Annotated in this window: 18 protein-coding genes and 1 riboswitch; of the genes, 12 read left to right on the forward strand and 6 right to left on the reverse strand. The window is 74.0% G+C overall.

From position 1 onward, the window contains the following. Positions 1–13: 13 nt before the first annotated feature. Positions 14–829, forward strand: coding sequence for a Clp protease N-terminal domain-containing protein (locus tag IOD16_RS19850; RefSeq protein WP_201435614.1), 816 nt, complete (start codon positions 14–16; stop codon positions 827–829). Here the strand turns inward: IOD16_RS19850 and glyA are convergent. Further along, complete coding sequence (glyA, locus tag IOD16_RS19855; protein ID WP_442978050.1) at positions 805–2,061, reverse strand: serine hydroxymethyltransferase; 1,257 nt, start codon at positions 2,059–2,061, stop codon at positions 805–807. The two genes, IOD16_RS19850 and glyA, sit on opposite strands and share 25 nt — an antisense overlap. A gap of 28 nt (positions 2,062–2,089) precedes the next feature. Next, positions 2,090–2,176, reverse strand: a riboswitch (ZMP/ZTP riboswitch). Between the two features lie 172 nt (positions 2,177–2,348). Here glyA and IOD16_RS19860 point away from each other — a divergent pair. Further along, positions 2,349–3,200, forward strand: a complete 852-nt coding sequence (locus IOD16_RS19860) for a hypothetical protein (protein WP_201435616.1) — start codon at positions 2,349–2,351, stop codon at positions 3,198–3,200. Continuing rightward, on the forward strand, positions 3,197–3,856 hold the full coding sequence (locus IOD16_RS19865; RefSeq protein ID WP_201435617.1) for an extensin family protein: 660 nt from the start codon (positions 3,197–3,199) through the stop codon (positions 3,854–3,856). Before IOD16_RS19860 ends, IOD16_RS19865 begins: the two co-directional genes overlap by 4 nt. 40 nt (positions 3,857–3,896) lie before the next feature. On the opposite strand, the gene IOD16_RS19870 is transcribed toward IOD16_RS19865, so the two are convergent. The 4 genes from IOD16_RS19870 to IOD16_RS19885 form a co-directional block, all read right to left on the reverse strand. Beyond that, on the reverse strand, positions 3,897–4,994 hold the full coding sequence (locus IOD16_RS19870; protein ID WP_201435618.1) for a VanZ family protein: 1,098 nt from the start codon (positions 4,992–4,994) through the stop codon (positions 3,897–3,899). A gap of 368 nt (positions 4,995–5,362) precedes the next feature. Beyond that, positions 5,363–5,845, reverse strand: coding sequence for a DinB family protein (locus IOD16_RS19875; RefSeq protein ID WP_201435619.1), 483 nt, complete (start codon positions 5,843–5,845; stop codon positions 5,363–5,365). A 92-nt stretch (positions 5,846–5,937) separates the two neighbouring features. Continuing rightward, the gene (gene ligD / locus IOD16_RS19880) at positions 5,938–6,924 is read right to left on the reverse strand and encodes a non-homologous end-joining DNA ligase (RefSeq protein WP_236594228.1); all 987 of its coding nucleotides are present in this window, start codon (positions 6,922–6,924) and stop codon (positions 5,938–5,940) included. A gap of 181 nt (positions 6,925–7,105) precedes the next feature. Next, positions 7,106–7,954: a helix-turn-helix domain-containing GNAT family N-acetyltransferase gene (locus tag IOD16_RS19885; RefSeq protein ID WP_201435620.1), complete on the reverse strand. Its 849-nt coding sequence runs from the start codon at positions 7,952–7,954 to the stop codon at positions 7,106–7,108. Positions 7,955–8,054: 100 nt separating this feature from the next. Between IOD16_RS19885 and IOD16_RS19890 the strand changes: the two genes are divergently transcribed. The 3 genes from IOD16_RS19890 to IOD16_RS19900 are packed head-to-tail and all read left to right on the forward strand — an operon-like array spanning position 8,055 to position 10,948. Continuing rightward, positions 8,055–9,368, forward strand: a complete 1,314-nt coding sequence (locus IOD16_RS19890) for an FAD-dependent oxidoreductase (RefSeq protein ID WP_201435621.1) — start codon at positions 8,055–8,057, stop codon at positions 9,366–9,368. Then, a complete protein-coding gene (locus IOD16_RS19895; protein WP_201435622.1) occupies positions 9,355–10,605 on the forward strand; it encodes an MFS transporter in 1,251 nt (416 codons plus the stop codon). Before IOD16_RS19890 ends, IOD16_RS19895 begins: the two co-directional genes overlap by 14 nt. Next, on the forward strand, positions 10,589–10,948 hold the full coding sequence (locus tag IOD16_RS19900; RefSeq protein WP_201435623.1) for an MmcQ/YjbR family DNA-binding protein: 360 nt from the start codon (positions 10,589–10,591) through the stop codon (positions 10,946–10,948). The genes IOD16_RS19895 and IOD16_RS19900 overlap by 17 nt, the downstream gene beginning before the upstream one ends. An 83-nt stretch (positions 10,949–11,031) precedes the next feature. Here the strand turns inward: IOD16_RS19900 and IOD16_RS19905 are convergent, their stop codons facing one another. Next, entirely contained in the window at positions 11,032–12,642 is a 1,611-nt protein-coding gene (locus IOD16_RS19905) for a peptide chain release factor 3 (protein WP_201435624.1), read from the reverse strand. 132 nt (positions 12,643–12,774) lie between these two features. Between IOD16_RS19905 and IOD16_RS19910 the strand changes: the two genes are divergently transcribed. The 6 genes from IOD16_RS19910 to IOD16_RS19935 all read left to right on the forward strand — a co-directional run bounded on the left by IOD16_RS19910 (position 12,775) and on the right by IOD16_RS19935 (position 18,642). Next, positions 12,775–13,146: a MerR family transcriptional regulator gene (locus IOD16_RS19910; RefSeq protein WP_123748650.1), complete on the forward strand. Its 372-nt coding sequence runs from the start codon at positions 12,775–12,777 to the stop codon at positions 13,144–13,146. Between the two features lie 63 nt (positions 13,147–13,209). Next, positions 13,210–14,886 carry a ribonuclease J gene (locus tag IOD16_RS19915; RefSeq protein WP_123748649.1) on the forward strand — a complete coding sequence of 559 codons (1,677 nt, stop codon included), beginning with the start codon at positions 13,210–13,212 and terminating at the stop codon, positions 14,884–14,886. 402 nt (positions 14,887–15,288) lie between these two features. Further along, complete coding sequence (locus tag IOD16_RS19920; protein WP_236594229.1) at positions 15,289–16,773, forward strand: SulP family inorganic anion transporter; 1,485 nt, start codon at positions 15,289–15,291, stop codon at positions 16,771–16,773. Between the two features lie 54 nt (positions 16,774–16,827). Further along, positions 16,828–17,505, forward strand: coding sequence for an arsenate reductase/protein-tyrosine-phosphatase family protein (locus tag IOD16_RS19925; RefSeq protein WP_201435625.1), 678 nt, complete (start codon positions 16,828–16,830; stop codon positions 17,503–17,505). Between the two features lie 13 nt (positions 17,506–17,518). Further along, positions 17,519–18,232, forward strand: coding sequence for an aquaporin (locus IOD16_RS19930; RefSeq protein WP_201435626.1), 714 nt, complete (start codon positions 17,519–17,521; stop codon positions 18,230–18,232). Next, positions 18,229–18,642 carry an arsenate reductase ArsC gene (locus tag IOD16_RS19935; RefSeq protein WP_268957624.1) on the forward strand — a complete coding sequence of 138 codons (414 nt, stop codon included), beginning with the start codon at positions 18,229–18,231 and terminating at the stop codon, positions 18,640–18,642. The genes IOD16_RS19930 and IOD16_RS19935 overlap by 4 nt, the downstream gene beginning before the upstream one ends. Positions 18,643–18,719: the final 77 nt, after the last annotated feature.

The raw sequence follows: 18,719 nt of genomic DNA on the forward strand, positions 1-18,719 counted from the left end.
TGGCGAAGGATTGATGTTGGAACGGTTCACCGAGAGCGCGCGCCGGGTCTCCGTGCTGGCACTCCAGGAGGCGCGGGGATTGGCCCACGCCGCCATCGGCACGGAGCACCTGCTGCTCGGGTTGGTCGGCGAGGGCGGCGCGGCGGCGTCGGTGCTGGCGTCGGTCGGCGTGTCGCCGGCCGGGTGCCGGGCGCGGGTGCTGGAGGTGTCCCGGCGGGGAACGACACCCGTGTCCGGCCGGCTGCCGTTCACGCCCGGCGCGAAGCGGGCGTTGGCGGCGGCCGTGCGGGAGTCGCTGGCGCTGCGGCACCGGCACGTCGGCACCGAGCACCTCCTGCTGGGCGTGCTCGCCGCGGACGAGGGCGTGGCGCTCGACGTGCTGACCGGGTGCGGCGTGGACCTCGCCGAGGTGCGCGACCGGGCGTTCGCGGCGCTGGCCGGGATCGAGCTGTCCCCGGCGCGGCGGGCCGCGCGGCTGTTCCTGAGCTACCGGCGCCCGCACGACGTGCACCTCGCCGGGCGCATCGCGGACCGGCTGGACGACTTCGGCCGGGCGGTGGTGGGCGACGTCGGCGAGTGCGACGTGCTGCTCGCCGTCGTCGGGCCCGGCTGGACGCCGACCGACCTGATGCGCACCGAGGTGCGGCGGGCGGCGGAACGCGCGGTGCCGGTGATCCCGGTGCTGGTCGACGGGGCGGTGCTGCCCGCCGACCAGCTGCCGGGGACCGACCGCGTCGCCGATCACGTCACCGTCCGGCACGAGACGTTCCGGGCGGACGTGGCGCGACTGGCCGACGTGGTCCGCTACGCCCAGCCGGGCATCGGGTAGCCCGCCATCAGGTCGGCGACCTCGGCGGCGATCCGGTCGAGCGCCTGCCCGTCGTCCGCCGCCCGGATGGCCCGGTCGATCCACTCCGCGACCTGCGGCATGTGGTCCTCGGTGAGGCCGCGGGTGGTGATGGCGGCCGTGCCGAGGCGGACACCGGACGGGTCGAACGGCTTGCGCGGGTCGAACGGGACCGTGTTGTAGTTGGCCTCCACGCCCGCCCGGTCCAGGGCCTTGGCGGCGGGCTTGCCGCCGATGCCCTTGCCGGTCAGGTCGACCAGGACCAGGTGGTTGTCGGTGCCGCCGGAGACCAGGTCGAAACCGCGGTCGAGCAGGGCGGTGGCCAGCGCGCGGGCGTTCTGCACGACGGCGTGCGCGTAGAGGCCGAACGACGGCTCCGCCGCCTCGCCGAGCGCGACCGCGATGGCCGCCGTGGTGTGGTTGTGCGGTCCGCCCTGCAGACCCGGGAACACCGCCTTGTCGATCGCCTTCGCGTGCCCGGCGTCGGTGAGGATCATCGCGCCGCGCGGGCCGCGCAACGTCTTGTGGGTGGTCGTGGTGATCACCTGGGCGTGCCCGACCGGTGACGGGTGCGCGCCACCCGCGACCAGGCCCGCGATGTGCGCGATGTCGGCCGCGAGCACCGCGCCGACCTCGTCGGCGATCTGGGCGAACGCGGCGAAGTCGATGGTGCGCGGGATGGCCGTGCCGCCGCAGAAGATCACCTTGGGGCGTTCGGCGCGGGCCAGGTCGCGGACCTGGTCCAGGTCGACCACGCCGGTCTCCTGGCGCACGCCGTACTGGACGCTGCGGAACCACTTGCCGGTGGCCGAGACGCTCCAGCCGTGGGTGAGGTGCCCGCCGGCGGGCAGGGCCATGCCCATGACCGTGTCGCCGGGTTCCAGGAACGCCAGGTACACGGCGAGGTTGGCCGGTGAGCCGGAGTAGGGCTGGACGTTGGCGTGGTCGACGCCGAACAACGCCTTGGCGCGAGCGACGGCCAGCTCCTCGACCGGGTCGACGACCTGCTGGCCCTCGTAGTAGCGGCGGCCGGCGTAGCCCTCGGAGTACTTGTTGGTCAGCACCGAGCCGGTGGCTTCCAGGACGGCGGTCGAGACGTAGTTCTCCGAGGCGATCAGGCGGACCTTCTCGAACTGGCGGCGTGCCTCGGCCTGGACCAGGCGGGCGACCTCGGGGTCGGCTCCGGTCAACGACGGGATCGCGGGTTCGTGCACGACGACCTCCACGCGCGCGGGGGCGCTGCCGCAGCACCCAGGCGCGCGGTGCATCTCGGCTCAACGCTCCCCGGTGGTCGGTCCCACCCTCGGCACGCCAGTCGCGAACACCGGGAGCGTACCCCAGCGGTTCGCGCCGACCGGCGGCTTTCCCAGGCCGGACGGCGACGATTTGGGCGGAACGGGCCATTGCCGCGCCGGCCGGTCACCCATACTTTGTGGGTTGGAAAACTTCCAACCGGCCATGCGCAACGTCAGCACTTCCCCCTGCCCCCGAAAGGACTGACGTGCTCGATCGGCGAACGTTCGTGCTGGGTGCCGCCGCCACCGCGGCCCTCACCAGCGCACTACCGGCCCACGCGGCTGCCGCGGCACCCGCGTCGGACGCCGCGGAGAACCCGCGCAAAGCCGCGGGCGTGTTCCTCGCGCCCGACGGCACCCCCCTCATGTTGACCGAACAAGACGGCCAGTGGATCGTCGCGGACGAAGGCGGCTCGGTCCGCATCACCTCCGGCCTCGCCGGAGCCGACCTGGTCGACGTCACCCGTGACGGCTCCACCTGCCACGCGGTCGGCGCCTTGAGCGGCGACCCGATCGCCACGATCTGGGAATCCACCGACGGCGTCACGTGGCGCGAGGCACGCCGCCTGCACGGCGTGCGCTCCGAGTTCACCGCGGTCGGCGGCGGCCTGGCGTTCGGCTCCGTGCTCAAGCACGAGCGCGCCTCGGTGGTCCGCATCGCCGCCCGCCGCACCGCGTCGGGCTGGACCACCGTGCCCGTGCGAGGACTGGAGTGGACCGACGGCCTGTCGGCCACCGCCGTCACCGCGACGTCCGACGGCTGGGTGGTGGCGGCCGTCGACGTCTCCGGCACGGTCCTGCACACCTCGCGCGACGGCGTCACCTGGACGGCCCGCCCCCGCCTGGACGGTGTCGCCGTGCGCGGCCTCGCCTCGGTGGCCGGCCGCGTGCACTGGGTCGGCAACGAGGTGGTCGACGCCACCCCGCTGACCGGCGTGCTCGACGCGGACCGGACCAGTCCGGCCGTGCCGCGCGACGCCAAGGCACTCGGCGTCGCCGGCGCCCGTTCCGGCTGGCTCACCGGCGGCCGGCTGATCACCGCGGAGGCGACCCGATGATCACGTTCCAGCGGATCGACGGCACCCCCGTCTACTACTGGCGGTCCAGTCGCGGTGACACGACGCTGCGCAACTGGCAGGCCACGCAGGCGTTCTACGACTCCCTGGTGCTCTGGATCCGGGACCTGCGGTCGCTGTCGTCGGCGTACGGCAGCATCACCTACCTGGTGTCGGCGGGCTTCTACGTGAACAAGCCCGGCGAGCACGGCGCGGGCACCGCGATGGACCTCGACCACGTCCGGTGGAGCGGCGGGCAGGTGTCGTCGCCGCTGGACCGCGACCACGCCTCGGGCACGCTGGCCACGCGCCGTCGTTACCTGGCGGTGGACGCGGTGTGCCGTCGCCGGTTCCGGTACGCGTTGGACGGTTGGTACAACGCCGACCACGCCGACCACATCCACTCCGACTTCGGCGGCCTGCCGGTGCGGTGCGTGACGGGGTCGGAGAGCGACACGAAGTTCGTGCAGTCGCTGTGCAACAACTTCCAGAGCTCCGGTCTGGCGGTGGACGGCATCTGGGGCCCGAAGACGCAGAGCGCGTTCGACACCGCGAAGTCGCGGCTGGGCACCACCGGTGACCCGCACACCAGCAGCTCGGCCTGGCAGTCGTTCCTGTCGGCGGCGGCGCGGAAGGGCTTCGCGAACCAGGCGTTCTGACCGGCGCCGGCGAGTGACGGGCCCGTGGGTCGATCACGGCTCACGGGCCCGTCGCCGCGCTGACGTGGCTCAGGGCACGCGCGGTGGTGGTGTCGGTGGTCGAGACCAGGCCCGGCAGGCTGCGGCGGTCGGCGCGCGAGCGGGCGGCGAGGCCGACCACGACGACCGCGAAGAACACGATGCCGCTGTGCCCGGCGGAGATGAGCAGCAGGACCGGCAACCACCACACCAGGAACCGCAGCACGACCGCTCGGGCCGGCGCCTCGCCGCCCGTGCGCGCGTCGGCCAGGGCCAGGTGGAACGCGATCTGGCCCGGTGTGGCGCGGTCGGCGCGCAGCAGCGGCACGACGACCGTGGCGAGCACCGGCACCAGGACGCCCAGCGCGGCGCCGAACCAGTCCGACACCGCGACGTCGGTCAGCCCCGGCGTGCCCGTCCCTTCGCCGAGGAGCACGAGCACCGCCCGGCACGCGAACTCGACGAGCGCCATGGTGAGCAGGTCGCCCGCGAACGCCAACCCGCGGCGGAGCAGGCCGGGCGGCGCGGTGTCGGCCACCGGCGCCGGCACGGCCGCGGGCAGCAGCGGCCCGACCCGGCGCCCGAGCAGCCACCCGACGAGCGTGCCCGCCGCGTTGGTCATCAGGTCGTCCACGTCCGCGATCCGGTACGGGCACGGGTAGAGGCCGAACACCGCCGTGCCCTGCGTCGTCTCCACCGCGAGCGACACCAGCAGCCCGACCGCAGTCGCCACCACGACACCGCGCCGGAACCGGTAGCGCAGCAGGAAACCCAGCGGCACGAACAGCGCCACGTTCAACGCCACCTGGAGGAACGCGGGGCTCGTGGGCGAGTAGCCGGCGGCGGCGATGTCGTCCAGGGACGCGAACGGGTGAGGCTGCCAGTAGTCGCGCAGCGGCCGGCCGGTGCAGAACTCCCCCGTCACGTCGGGCAGCGGGAACAGGGTGAAGGCCACCAGGGCGCACCCGTACAGCGCGCCGGCCGTCGCCACGACCGCGGACCACCCGCGCAGCCGACCGTGACGCCGGTACTGCCAGTGCACCCACGGCAGCACCGCCACCGGCACCAGCAGCGCGAACAGCACCAGCGTGATGATCGACTCGCTCATCCGCACCGACACGGCGGCCACGCTAAGCCGTGCCCGCGCGCCTCGCTCGACGGTCACCTGATCGGGGGGCACACGACCGCGGACCACGTGACGACCGGGAACGGCTCGTCGGCGGCGGGAACGGCTCGTCGGCGGCGGGGGCGGTTCGGCGGCGGCGGCGGGGGCGGTTCGGCGGCAGCGGTGCGGCGGCGGCAGCGGTGCGGCGGCAGCGGTGCGGCGGAGGCGGTGCGGCGGCAGCGCGTGCGTGCGGCAGCGGAGAGGCGGTGCGGCGGCAGCGGTGCGGCGGAGGCGGTGCGGCGGCAGCGGTGCGGCGGGGGCGGTGCGGCGGCAGCGGTGCGGCGGAGGCGGTGCGGCGGAGGCGGGCGGTTCCCGTGCCATGATCAGCGCGGGCCCAACCCCGTCTTGCCGTCGAACAGCTCCCGCCACGCGTCGAGGTGGCCGGCGTGGCGCGCGGTCTCCTCGATCACGTGCAGCACGATCCGGCGCAGGTCGGTGGTCTCGTCACCCAGCGCGCCGGGGTGCCGCCCCACCGGGCGGGTGTCCAGCGGCGTGTCGGCGAGGACGGCGTCCGACCGCTCGCACTGGTCCCGGTAGAAGGCGAAGACCTCCGCCGACGACCGGGGCGTGGTGAGCGGCGCGGGGTCGTCCGGCCACGGCAACGGGTCGGCCCGGCCGTGGAGGATCTCCTGGAACCAGTGCCGCTCGGCGTAACCGAGGTGTTCGACCAAACCGAGCGGCGTCCACCCGGACGGCAGGACCGAGGTCGTCAGCGCGTCCTCGTCGAGGCCCTCCAGGATCGCCGAGACCACTCCCCGCTGCGCGTCCAGGAACATCGACAGCGCCGCCTTCTCGCCCTCGCCCACCGGCCCTCCCCCTGTCCGTCGGATCCGCCCGGACGTTAACAGGGGGCACCGACACCGTCGGGAGGCTGCGCGGGCTCGCCCGGCCGAGCAGCTCAGGTGACCCCGGGCCGGACGACGTCGTCGGGCCCCTTGTCCGGCCGCAGCCCGCGCCACGACGAGTGCCGCAGCCGTCCGTCGGCGGTCCGGGTCCGGTACTCGACCTCGCCGACCAGCTCCGGCCGCACCCACCGCGCGCGGCGGGCGTGGTCGGCGGGCACCGCGTCCACGAACGGCGACCCCGGGCACGCCAACGGCCGCAACCTCTCCTCCAACGCGAGCAACGCCGAGTGGGTGAACCCCGTGCCGACGTCGCCCACGTAGTGCACCCCGTCGTGGCACGGCACGCCGAGCAGCAGCGACCCGATCGTGCCCGCCCGGCGACCGTCACCGGGCCGCCAGCCGCCGATCAGCACGTCCTGCGTGCGCACCGACGGCACCTTCACCCACGCCGCCGAACGCCGCCCCGGCTCGTAGCGCGAGGCGATCCGCTTGGCGACCACGCCTCCGAGCCCGTAGTCCCCGGCCACCGCGAGCACGTCCTCGCCGCGCGCCCCGGTGAACGTCGGCGGCACGCGCACCTCCGGCCGGCCGCTCAGCCCGAGCGCCGCCAGCTCCAGCCGCCGTTGCGCGTAGCACGCGCCGAGCAGCGACCGGCCGTCCACGTGCAGCAGGTCGAACACGTAGTACACGACGGGCACGCGGGCCAGCAGGTCCTCACCCGGTCGGGCCACGTGCATGCGGGACCGCAACCGGCCGAAGTCCGGCTGCTTGCGCTCGTCCAGGGCGACGATCTCGCCGTCCAGCACGGCCTCGCGGTCACCCAGCAGTTCGGACAGCGCGCGCACCTCCGGGTAGGTCGCGGACACCTCCAGGTCGGTGCGGGTCACCGCGCGCACCTGCCCGCAGCGCGCGTAGGTGATCGCGCGGACACCGTCCCACTTGAACTCGAAGGCCCACCCGGGCCCCGGCGGGACCCTGCCCGGCGTGGCCGACATGGGCCGGATCAACCCGGGGGGACCCGACTCTGCGCGCAACGGCATGCGACCGTCCCTTGTAGACGGATCATGTCCCGCCCAGTGTCACCCGCCCCGCCCGGAGCCGCACATCGGCGGACACGATCGTGGCACCGGGCCGTCCGAACGTTCAACTCGGGTGTCCTGGACGTAGGACACGGGTGTTCCGGACGTAGGACACGCGCGGGTCGGGGAGGGCCCTCGCGGGTCAGCAGGTGGGGGCGGTGGTGGGGGCGCGGCGTTCGAGCATGACGGTGTCGCGCCAGACGCCGTGGTGCTCGGCGATGCGCTCGCGGACGCCGACGGTGCGGTAGCCGGCCGAGTGGTGCAGGGCGATGCTGGCGCGGTTCTCGGGGAAGATCGCGGTCTGGAGCGTCCACAGGCCGCCTTCGTCGGCGGCGGTGACCTGCTTGTGCAGCAGCGACTTGCCCACTCCCCGACCCCGGAAGCCGTCGCCGACGTAGACCGACGTCTCGGCGACGCCGGAGTAGCACGCGCGGGCCGAGACGGGGGTGGCCGCGGCCCAGCCGGCGACCCGGCCGTCGACGACCGCCACCCAGCGGTGCCCGGGCAGCCACTTCGCCTCCAGGGCGCGGCGACTCGGGACCTCGGTCTCGAAGGTGGCGTTGCCGGTGGCGATGCCCTCGCCGTAGACGCGGCGGACGTCCGCCCAGTCGTCGTCGGCCAGCGGGCGGACGGTGACGTCGGCGGGCAGGTCGGTCGGGCAGCACGGCCGCGTGACGATGGTGCCCATGACGGCGTCGGCGGCGTGCGGCAGGCCCGTGCAGCACGCCGGGTTGACCGACACCAGGGTGGCGGTGCCCTCCTTGCGCAGCCGCACGAACCCCACGTCGGCGAGCTTGCGCAGGTGGTGCGAGCAGGTCGACTGGCTGACGCCGACCGCCTCGGTCAGCGCGCCCACGGTGATCTCGCCGGGGTGGGTGGCGACGGTGTGCAGCAGGCGCACCCGGGTCGGGTCGGCCAGGCAGGCGAACCACTCGGCGTAGGTCGAGGCGTCCTCGGGCGCGAGGCCCACCGCGGGCAGCGTCGTCGTCATGCGCCCAGAGTATCGACAAACACCGATGGTTGCATCAATCTATGTTCCTCGATACATTGCTCCGCGTTCGATCGAGAAACACCGATGAAAGAGGTGCCTGGTGGACGAGCTCTCCGTGGTCGTGGTCGGAGCGGGGCCGGTCGGGTTGGCGGCGGCGGCGCACCTGCTGGAGCGCGGGCTGCGACCGCTGGTGCTGGAAGCGGGCCCGCGGGCGGGCGCGGCGGTCGCGCAGTGGCGGCACGTGCGGCTGTTCTCGCAGTGGTCCGAACTCGTCGACCCGGCCGCGCGCCGGCTGCTGGAGCCGACCGGGTGGCGCTCCCCCGACCCCGACGGCTACCCGACCGGCGAGCAGTGGGCGGCCGAGTACCTGGAGCCGCTGGCGCAGGCGCTGGGCGAGCACGTCCGGCTGAACGCGCGCGTGGTCGGCGTGGCCCGCCGGGGACGGGACCGCGTCGTGGACGCGGGCCGTGGCAGCGAGCCGCTGACCGTGCACGTCGAGGGCGGCGAGCGGATCACCGCGCGCGCCGTGGTCGACGCCTCCGGCACGTGGGGCGGGCCGAACCCGCTGGGCGGCGACGGGCTGCCGGCCGCCGGCGAGCGGGAGGCGGCGGACCGGATCGGCTACCGCGTGCCGGACGTCGTCGGCGAGCAGGCCCGGTACGCGGGCAGGCGGGTCGCCGTGGCGGGCAGCGGGCACTCCGCGCTCACCGCGCTGGTCGCGCTGGCGGACCTGGCCGAACGGCACCCCGGCACGCGCGTGACGTGGCTGCTGCGCCGCGGCGCGGTCGGCGCGGTGTTCGGCGGCGGCGAGGCGGACCAGCTGCCGGCGCGTGGCGCGCTGGGGCTGAGGGCGCGGGCCGCGGTGCGGGCCGGGCACGTCGAGGTGGTCACCGGCTTCCGCACCGCCGCCGTCGAGCGCGCCGGCGAACGACTGGTGCTGGTGTCGCAGGACGGACACCGCCTCGACCCGGTGGACGAGGTCGTGTCCCTGACCGGGTTCCGGCCCGACCACTCGTGGCTGTCGGAGGTGCGGCTCGGCCTGGACCCGGTGCTGCAGGCGCCGGCCGGGCTCGCGCCGCTGGTCGACCCGAACGTCCACTCCTGCGGCTCCGTCCCCCCGCACGGCGCAGCTGAATTGCGGCACCCGGAACCCGGCGTGTACCTCGTGGGTATGAAGAGCTACGGGCGCGCGCCCACGTTCCTCGCGCTGACCGGGTACGAGCAGGTCCGCAGCGTGGCCGCCGAGATCGCGGGCGACCACGAGTCGGCGGCCCGGGTCGAGCTGACGCTGCCCGAGACCGGCGTCTGCGGCGGGTCCGGCGTGTTCGACGTCGAGCCGGCGGCCTCCGGCGGGTGCTGCGCGACGCCGCGGGTGGCGGAGCTGACGCTCACCGCGCCGGGTGGCCGGGTCTGACCTGGCGCGGTCCGGCGTGCCGAGGGGACACGCCGGGCCGCGTCGCGTGCTGGTCGTGCTGTGCCTGACCCAGATCACCAGCTGGGGCGTGCTGTTCTACGGCTTCCCGGTGCTCGCGCCCGCCATCGGCGCGGACGCGGGCTGGTCCGGAGCGGTGGTCACCGGCGCGTTCTCGGTGGCGCAGCTGGTCAGCGCGGTGGTCGGGGTGCCGGTCGGCGGGCTGCTCGACCGGCACGGGCCGCGCGTGGTGATGACGACCGGGTCGCTGCTGGGCGTCGGCGCCCTGGCGGTGGTCGCGTCGGCCCGGACGCTGCCGTGGTTCTACGCGGGCTGGGCGCTGGTCGGCGTGGCCATGGCCGGTGTGCTCTACCAGCCGGCGTTCGCCGCCCTGACCCGTTGGCACGGCCCGGAGCGCCGGGTGGCCGCGCTGACGGTCGTCACGTTGGCGGGCGGGTTCGCGAGCACCGTGTTCGCGCCGCTCACCGCCGTGCTGGCCGCGCACCTGGACTGGCGGCAGACCTACCTGGTGCTCGCCGCGGTGCTGGCCGTGCTCACGGTTCCCGCGCACCTGTTCGGGCTCCGCCTGCCGTGGCCCGCCCACCCGGCCACCCCGGACACCCGTCGCCCGACCACGATCGCCCGCAGCGGCCCGTTCGTGCTGCTCGTGGTGTCGATGAGCCTCGGCGCGCTGGCCGTGTACGCGATCGTGGTCGCGATGGTGCCGTTGTTCGCCGAACGCGGTCTCTCCACCACCACCGCCGCCTGGGCGCTGGGCCTCGGCGGCGTCGGGCAGGTCCTCGGGCGCCTCGGCTACGGATGCCTGGTCGCGACGACGGGGGTGAAGGCCAGGACCGCCGGGGCGCTGCTCGCGGCGGCCGGCACGACCCTCCTGCTGGGACTGGTCCCGGGTCCGGCGGTCGCCCTGATCGGCGCCGCCGTGCTGGCGGGCGTCGTCCGGGGCACCTACACCCTCATCCAGGCCACCGCCATCACCGACCGCTGGGGCACCGCCCACTACGGGCAGCTCAGCGGCATCCTGCAGGCGCCGCTGAACGTCACCGCCGCGGTCGCGCCGTGGGCCGCGACCGCGCTCGCCGGGACGCTGGGCGGTTATCCGGCGGTGTTCACCGTGCTGGCCGCGCTGGGGGTGGTCGCGGCGGCGGTCTCCCTCAAGTCCGTGCCGCCCTACACTGTGGGCCGGGACTTCCGTGGGGGCCGCAGTGGCAGTGAGCAGTGACGCTTTCATCCGGATCGTGACCGCGCTCGTCGACGTCGAGCGCGCGGAGGGCGGGCACTACAGCTCGTTCAGCGTGCGCGGCAAGAGGTTCGGCTACTACTGGCCGGCCACGCAGACCGTCGGCCTGAAGCAGCTGCTGTCGGAGCAGCGGGCGCTGGTCGCCGAACGGCCGGACGTCTTCGAGGAGCAGTACACGTCCGGCGGGTTCGGCTGGGTGGTGGTCTACCTGGCCGGCGTCGAGGCCGACGAGCTGGCCGAGCTGGTCTTCGAAGCCTGGCGCCTGTCCGCGCCGGAGGAGCTGCTCTCCCGGGTGCCCGACCCCGCCCGGCAGGGACACCGCTGACGGTCGGCACGCCCACCGCGAGGCCCCACCCGGCACGCCACGAGACGCGGCGCCCGGTCGGGCGCGCCGGGCCGGGGCCCCGGTCAGTCGGTGCCCGCGACGAGCGGCTCCAGCACCACTTCGGGGTGCAGCCGCTTGAGCACGCCCAGGGCGGTGGAGTCGGGGAACAGCGCCAGGTGGGTGCCGTCGGCGCGGGTGAGGACCTCGCCGCGGTTGTTGTCGACCAGGGGCTGGTGCGCGGGGTCGGGCAGCCGCCGCACCACGGTGTAGGGCAGCCGGTCCAAGCGCACGGGCGACTTGAACTCGGCGTCCAGGCGGTGGGCGGCGACCTCGAACTGCATCGGTCCGACCGCGGCGAACACCGGCGCGCCGTCACCGCGTCGCGCCGAGCGCAGGATCTGCACGACCCCCTCCGCCCCCAGCTGCTCGATGCCCTTGCGGAACTGCTTGGACCGGCTCAGGTCCGCCGGGCGGACCGCCGCGAAGTGCGCGGGCGCGAAGCTGGGCAGGCCGGGGAACCGCACGGCCGGCTTGTCGGCGTAGAGCGTGTCGCCCACCCGCAGCGAGTGCGCGTTGACGAGCCCGATCACGTCGCCCGGGTACGCGACGTCCAATGTGGAGCGCTGCTGCCCGAACACCTGCTGGACGTACTTGGTGGCGAACGGCTTGCCGGTGGTGGCGTTGGTGACCACCATGCCCCGCTCGAACACGCCGGAGCAGACGCGGGCGAACGCGACCTGGTCCCGGTGCGACGGGTCCATGCCGGTCTGGACCTTGAACACGAACGCGGAGAACGGCGCGTCCAGCCCGCGGGGCCGCGCGTCGACGTCCGGGCGCGGGGTGGGCCGGGGCGCGAGGTCGACCAGGAGGTCCAGCAGGTGCCGCACGCCGAAGTTGAGCACCGCCGAGCCGAACAGCACCGGCGTGGCCGACGCGGCCAGGAAGCGGTCGAGGTCGAAGTCGCCGCCCGAGGCGGCCAGCAGGTCCAGCTCCTCCACCGCGCGCGTCCACTCGGCGCCTTCCTCGGCCTCCGCCCGCGCGGGGTCGAGGCGTTCCTGGGCGGCGGCCGTGGCGCCGCCGGCGGTGCGCGAGTAGCGGATGAACTGCCCGTCGCGGCGGTCCACCACGCCCCGGAAGTGACCGGCCTCGCCGACCGGCCAGGTCAGCGGCATCGGCTGCAACCCGATGCGCTCCACCAGCTCGTCGCACAGCTCCAGCGCGTCACGGCCGGGCCGGTCCCACTTGTTGACGAACGTGATCACCGGGATGCCCCGGTGCCGGCACACGTCGAACAGCTTGAGCGTCTGCGGCTCCAGGCCCTTGGCGGCGTCCAGCAGCATCACCGCCGAGTCGACGGCCGCGAGCACCCGGTAGGTGTCCTCGGAGAAGTCGGAGTGACCGGGCGTGTCGAGCAGGTTGACGACGGCGTCGCCGTAGGCGAACTGCAGCGCCGCCGAGGTGATGGAGATGCCCCGCGCCTTCTCCATCTCCATCCAGTCCGACACCACGCCGCGCCGGCCGGCCTTGCCGTGCACCGCGCCCGCCTCGGAGATCACCCGCGCGTGCAGCGCGAGCGCCTCGGTCAACGTGGACTTGCCCGCGTCGGGGTGGCTGATCACCGCGAACGTGCGTCGCCGATCCGCCTCCCGCAGCACGTCGGCGGGTGGGGCCGTCACCGAACCTGCGGTGGTCATTCGCTGTTTCTCCCGGACTCGGCTGATACCACAAAATCTACCCTCACGTTACGGTAGCCTCCGGTCGTGCCGCACCGGGTGCCACAATGGTCGAACGTATTGGGCGTCGGAAGGGATCTTGTGGGCGGGCACATGCAGATCGGCGAGGTGGCCGACCGTACTGGCCTGTCGCTGCGCACGATCCGCTACTACGAGGAAGTCGGCCTGGTCGTGCCCAGCGCCCGCAGCCAGGGCGGGTTCCGCCTCTACACCGAGCCCGACGTCGACCGCCTCCAGGTGGTCAAGCGCATGAAGCCGCTCGGCTTCCAGCTGGAGGAGATGCGCGAGCTGCTGACCATCCTCGACGCCCTCTCCGCCCTCGACGACGCCGACCGCGACAAGCACCTCGACCGCCTCGCGCAGTTCCACACCACGGCCGAGGAGCGCTGCGAGGAGCTGCGGGCCCAGTTGCGGATCGCCGAGGACTTCGCCGGCAGCCTCCGGGCCCGGCTGCCGCGCGGCTGAGCGCGCGGAACCCGGGGCGGCTGTGCGCGCGCGAACACCCTCACGTAACGTGAGGGTGTGACCATGGCTCGAACCTCCACCCCTCCCCCGGCCCTCACCCCCGGCGCGCTGCGCGTCATCGCCCTCGGCGGGCTCGGTGAGATCGGCCGGAACATGACCGTGTTCGAGCACGAGGGCAAGCTGCTCGTCGTCGACTGCGGTGTGCTGTTCCCCGAGGAGCACCAGCCCGGGGTGGACGTGATCCTGCCGGACTGGACCTGGATGCGCGACCGGCTGGACGACGTGGTCGCCGTCGTGCTGACCCACGGCCACGAGGACCACATCGGCGGCGTGCCGTACCTGCTGCGCGAGCGGGCCGACATCCCCGTCGTCGGCTCCCGGCTGACCCTGAGCCTGCTCGCCGCCAAGCTCGTCGAGCACCGCATCACGCCGGTCACGGTGGAGGTCAAGGAGGGGCAGCGGTTCGCGCGCGGCCCGTTCGACCTGGAGTTCCTGGCGGTCAACCACTCCATCCCCGACAGCCTCGCGGTCGCCATCCGCACCGCCGCCGGCCTCGTGCTGCACACCGGCGACTTCAAGATGGACCAGTTCCCCCTCGACGGCCGCATCACCGACCTGCGCGGCTTCGCCCGCCTCGGCGAGGAGGGCGTCGACCTGTTCCTGGTCGACTCCACCAACGCCGACGTGCCCGGCTTCACCACCTCCGAGCGCGACCTGGCCCCGGCCATCGACGAGGTGTTCCGCACCACGCCGCGCCGGGTCATCGTGTCCAGCTTCGCCAGCCACGTGCACCGCATCCAGCAGGTCCTCGACGCCGCCCACGCCCACGGCCGCAAGGTCGCCTTCGTGGGGCGCTCCATGGTCCGCAACATGGGCGTGGCCACCGAGCTGGGCTACCTCAAGGTGCCCGACGGCCTGGTGGTCGACATCAAGCGCATGGACCGGATGCCGCCGCAGCAGGTGACCCTGGTCTGCACGGGCTCGCAGGGCGAGCCGATGGCCGCGCTGTCCCGCATGGCGGGCGGCGACCACTCGATCCAGGTCGAGGAGGGCGACACGGTGCTGCTGGCCAGCTCGCTCATCCCCGGCAACGAGAACGCCATCTACCGGGTCATCAACGGCCTGACCGACCGCGGCGCGAACGTCGTGCACAAGGGCAACGCGAAGGTCCACGTCTCCGGCCACGCCAGCGCGGGCGAACTCGTCTACTGCTACAACATCGTGCAGCCGTCGAACGTGCTGCCGGTGCACGGCGAGGCACGCCACCTGCGCGCCAACGCCGAGCTGGCCGTGCGCACCGGCGTGGACCGCGACCGCGTGCCGATCGCCGCCAACGGCCACGTGGTGGACCTCCAGGACGGCCGGGCCCGCATCACCGGCAAGGTCGAGATCCACAACGTCTACGTCGACGGGCAGACCGTCGGCGGCGTCACCGAGGCCTCGCTGGCCCAGCGCCGGACCCTGGGCGAGGAAGGCGTCATCACCGTCGTGGCGATCGTCGACATCGACTCGCGCCGGCTCGCCGAGCCGCCGGACTTCATCGCGCACGGCTTCGAGCACGACGCCTCCACCTTCCGGCCCGCGATCCCCGCCATCGAGAAGGCCCTGGTCGGTGCGAGCGAACGCGGCGTCACCGACTTCGAGGAGCTCGAACGGCTGATCGCGCGCGAGGTGCAGAACTGGGCGTACCGGACCCACCGCCGCCGCCCGGTGGTCATCCCCGTGGTCATCGAGGCCTGAGAGCAGGCGGCACGGCCCACCGGCCGGCGGCACCCGGCACACCACCGCGGCCGCCGGCCGCCGCCGGTTCAGCTCGGGCGCGGACCGGGGCGGGTCGGCAACCGTGGCGGTGGCCCGGCCGGGGACGTGGTCCGGTCCTCCGGCGGGCCGCAGGCCGTCCCCACCCGTCACCGGCGGTGGCCGGAGAGCTTGCCCACCATCGGCTCACCCATCCGGGACCAACTGTCACGTCAGGGTAGGGTTCCCCCGGTCACGCCGGAGAAGCCGCGCTCGCGGCGCACCCGCACTTCCCGCCTACCACGAGGCAGGCACACCCGCGCCCGTCGTCGTGCGCCGGGCTCACCCCCTGTTCACCACGCGAGCAGCTCCTGCCCGCTCGCGCCCGAGTCACCGAGGTGACGCTTGCCCTCGTCCGAGGCCGCCGCACGCCCCACCCCGCTCTCGCGCATCCGCGTGAACTGGTTCGCCAACACCCGCGCCGACCTGCTCTCCGGCCTGGTCGTCGCGCTCGCGCTGATCCCCGAGGCGCTGTCGTTCTCGATCATCGCGGGGGTCGACCCCAAGGTCGGCCTGTACGCCTCGTTCACCATCGCGATCATCATCGCCTTCGCCGGCGGGCGTCCCGGCATGATCTCCGCCGCGACGGGCGCGATGGCGTTGGTGATGGTGCCCCTGGTGCGCGACCACGGCGTGGAGTACATGTTCGCCGCCACCGTCCTCACCGGCGCGTTCCAGATCGTGTTCGGGCTGGTCGGGGTGCACGGGCTGATGCGGTTCGTGCCCCGCACGGTCATGGTCGGCTTCGTCAACGCCCTGGCGATCCTGCTGTTCACCGCCCAGATCCCGCACATCACGGGCGGCGGTTGGCCGGTCGTCGCGCTGGCCGCGCTCGGCCTGGGCGTCATCTACCTGCTGCCGAAGCTCACCAGAGCCGTCCCCTCGCCGCTGGTCGCGATCGTGGTGATCACCTCGCTGACGGTGTTCCTGCATGTCGACGTGCCCACGGTGGGCGACATGGGCGACCTGCCCGACGCGTTGCCGTTCTTCGGCCTGCCGATGGTGCCGTTCACGGTGGAGACACTGGTGATCATCGCGCCCTACGCCCTCACGCTCGCCGTCGTGGGCCTGGTCGAGTCGCTGCTGACCGCGCAACTGCTCGACGACCTCACCGACACCGCGTCGAACAAGGGCACGGAGGTCCGGGGGCAGGGCATCGCCAACATCGCCACCGGCTTCCTCGGCGGCATGGCCGGCTGCGCGATGATCGGCCAGTCCATCATCAACACCAAGTCCGGCGGCCGGACCCGGCTGTCCACCCTGGCCGCCGGCGTGTTCCTGCTGGTCCTGGTCTACGCCCTCGGCCCGGTCGTCTCCCTCATCCCGATGGCCGCGCTCGTCGCGGTGATGGTCTTCGTGTCGATCAGCACGTTCGACTGGTCCAGCGTCACGCCCGCCGGCCTGCGCCGCGCGCCGCGCAGCGAGACCGCCGTCGTGGTGGTGACCGTCGGCGTCGTCGTGGCCACCCACAACCTCGCCCTCGGCGTGGTCGCCGGCGCCCTGCTGGCCGCGATCTTCTTCGCCCGCCGCGTCGCCCACCTGGTCGGCGTCTCGAGCGTCCTGGACCCCGACGGCCGCCTCCGGGTCTACGCGCTGACCGGTGAGCTGTTCTTCGCCTCCACCAACGAGCTGGCGCGCTCGTTCGACTACACCGAGGATCTCGACAAGGTCGTCATCGACCTCTCCGGCGCGCACGTGTGGGACAGCTCCGCCGTCGCCACCCTCGACACCGTCACCGCCAAGTTCGCGGCGCGAGGCGTCGAAGCCGAGATCACCGGCCTGAACCCGCACAGCGAACAGCTGCACCGCAAGCTCACCGGCTCGCACTGACCGGACCGCCCACCCGGTTGACTCCCGGCCAGTAGCTCAAGCATCATTGAGTCAATGAGCACTGACTGGCCTTCGGGAACGGTGGCGCGCGCACGCGTGCACGCGGCCCTGGGCGAGCCCGCCCGGCTCGCCCTGGTCGACCTGCTCGTGCTCGGCGACGCCTCGCCCGGCGAGGTCGGTCGCAGGCTCGGGCTGCCCAGCAACCTCCTCGCCCACCACGTGAAGCTGCTCGAGCAGGCGGGCGTCGTGGAGCGGTCCCGGTCGGAGGGCGACCACCGGCGCACCTACCTGCGCCTGCGCACCGCCGCGCTCGCCGACCTCGTGCCCAGCGTCCTGCGGCGGGCGCCGCGGGTGGTGTTCGTGTGCAGCCACAACTCCGCGCGCTCGCAACTGGCCGCCGCGCTGTGGAAGCGGCGCAGCCCGGTGCCGGCGGCGAGCGCGGGCACCCGCCCCGCCGAGCGCGTGCACCCGCTGGCCGTCGCCGCGGCCCGCGCGCACGGGCTGCCGCTGGCCCGTGCCCGCACCCACCACCTGGACGACGTGCTGCGCGACGACGACCTCGTGGTCGCGGTGTGCGACAACGCCCACGAAGAGCTCACCGACCACGACGACCGGCTGCACTGGTCCGTGCCCGACCCGGCCGCCGTCGGCACGCCGGCCGCGTTCGACGCCGCCTACCGCGACCTCGCCGACCGCGTCGACCGCCTCGCGCCCGCCGTCCGCCCCGCCTGAAGAGGGACCACCCATGCCCCGCCCGCTCCCTCACCGGCTGCTGGCCGAGTACCTCGGCAGCCTGCTGCTCGCCGCCCTGGTGATCGGCTCCGGCATCGCCGCGCGACGCCTCTCCCCCGGCGACGTCGGCCTGCAACTGCTGGAGAACGCCGCCGCCACCGCCGTCGGCCTCTACGCGATCATCCTGGTCTTCGGCCCGGTCAGCGGCGGCCACTTCAACCCCGTCGTGTCCGTGGTCGACGCCGTGTTCCGCGGCCTGCCGTGGCGCGACGTGCCGTCGTACGCGCTGGCGCAGGTGCTCGGCTGCGTCAGCGGCGCGGTGCTGGCCAACGTCATGTTCGACGCCGCGCCGGTCGGCATCAGCACGACCGAGCGCGCCACCGCCGCGCACGGGCTGTCGGAGGTCGTGGCCACCACCGGCCTGCTGCTGGTGATCTTCTCGCTCGTCCGGTCGGGCCGGGCCGCCCTCGCGCCGGCCGCCGTCGGCGCCTACGTCGGCGCGGCGTACTTCTTCACCAGCTCCACCAGCTTCGCCAACCCCGCCCTCACCGCGGGCCGCGTGTTCAGCGACACCTTCGCCGGGATCGCGCCCTCCTCCGTGCCGGTCTTCGTGCTGGCGCAGGTCGTCGCCATCGCGGTGGCCGTGCCGCTGCTGCGCGCGCTCCACCCCGTCCAGCCCACCACCGAGGCGCCCGCCGCGCCCGTCACCGAAGGACAGGTCCGTTGAGCCGCGAGCAACCCGAAGTCCTGTTCGTCTGCGTCCACAACGCCGGTCGCTCCCAGATGGCCGCCGCGCTCCTGCGGCACTACGCGCTGGGCCGCGTCACCGTCCGCTCCGCAGGCTCCGCCCCCGCCGACCGGGTCAACCCGGCCGCCGCCGCCGCGCTGGCCGAGCTGGGCCTGGACATCACCGCCGAGGCGCCGGCCAAGCTCACCACCGGGGACGTCGAGGCCTCGGACGTCGTCATCACCATGGGCTGCGGCGACTCCTGCCCCGTCTTCCCCGGCAAGCGCTACCTCGACTGGGAGCTCGACGACCCGGCGGGCCGGGACCTGGACGCCGTGCGCCCCATCCGCGACGACATCGACCGCCGGGTCAGAGGACTGCTCGCCGAGCTCCTCGACGCGCCGGCCTAGCCGTCGAGGAGCGGCCCGGCCCCGCCGTCACCCCGGTCGGGGGCCTGCTGCGACGATGGGCGGCCGACCCGGAGGTG

The organism is Saccharothrix sp. 6-C, from assembly GCF_016695385.1.
Lineage (GTDB): Bacteria > Actinomycetota > Actinomycetes > Mycobacteriales > Pseudonocardiaceae > Actinosynnema > Actinosynnema texasense.

What these genes read in the sequence shown, in the direction of transcription:
- IOD16_RS19925 (WP_201435625.1), top strand. Translation starts at nt 16,828, where the DNA reads ATGAGCACTGACTGGCCTTCGGGAACGGTGGCGCGCGCACGCGTGCAC.
- IOD16_RS19930 (WP_201435626.1), top strand. Translation starts at nt 17,519, where the DNA reads ATGCCCCGCCCGCTCCCTCACCGGCTGCTGGCCGAGTACCTCGGCAGC.
- IOD16_RS19915 (WP_123748649.1), top strand. Translation starts at nt 13,210, where the DNA reads ATGGCTCGAACCTCCACCCCTCCCCCGGCCCTCACCCCCGGCGCGCTG.
- ligD (WP_236594228.1), bottom strand. Translation starts at nt 6,924, where the DNA reads ATGCCGTTGCGCGCAGAGTCGGGTCCCCCCGGGTTGATCCGGCCCATG.
- IOD16_RS19910 (WP_123748650.1), top strand. Translation starts at nt 12,775, where the DNA reads ATGCAGATCGGCGAGGTGGCCGACCGTACTGGCCTGTCGCTGCGCACG.
- IOD16_RS19850 (WP_201435614.1), top strand. Translation starts at nt 14, where the DNA reads ATGTTGGAACGGTTCACCGAGAGCGCGCGCCGGGTCTCCGTGCTGGCA.
- IOD16_RS19885 (WP_201435620.1), bottom strand. Translation starts at nt 7,954, where the DNA reads ATGACGACGACGCTGCCCGCGGTGGGCCTCGCGCCCGAGGACGCCTCG.
- IOD16_RS19865 (WP_201435617.1), top strand. Translation starts at nt 3,197, where the DNA reads ATGATCACGTTCCAGCGGATCGACGGCACCCCCGTCTACTACTGGCGG.
- IOD16_RS19905 (WP_201435624.1), bottom strand. Translation starts at nt 12,642, where the DNA reads ATGACCACCGCAGGTTCGGTGACGGCCCCACCCGCCGACGTGCTGCGG.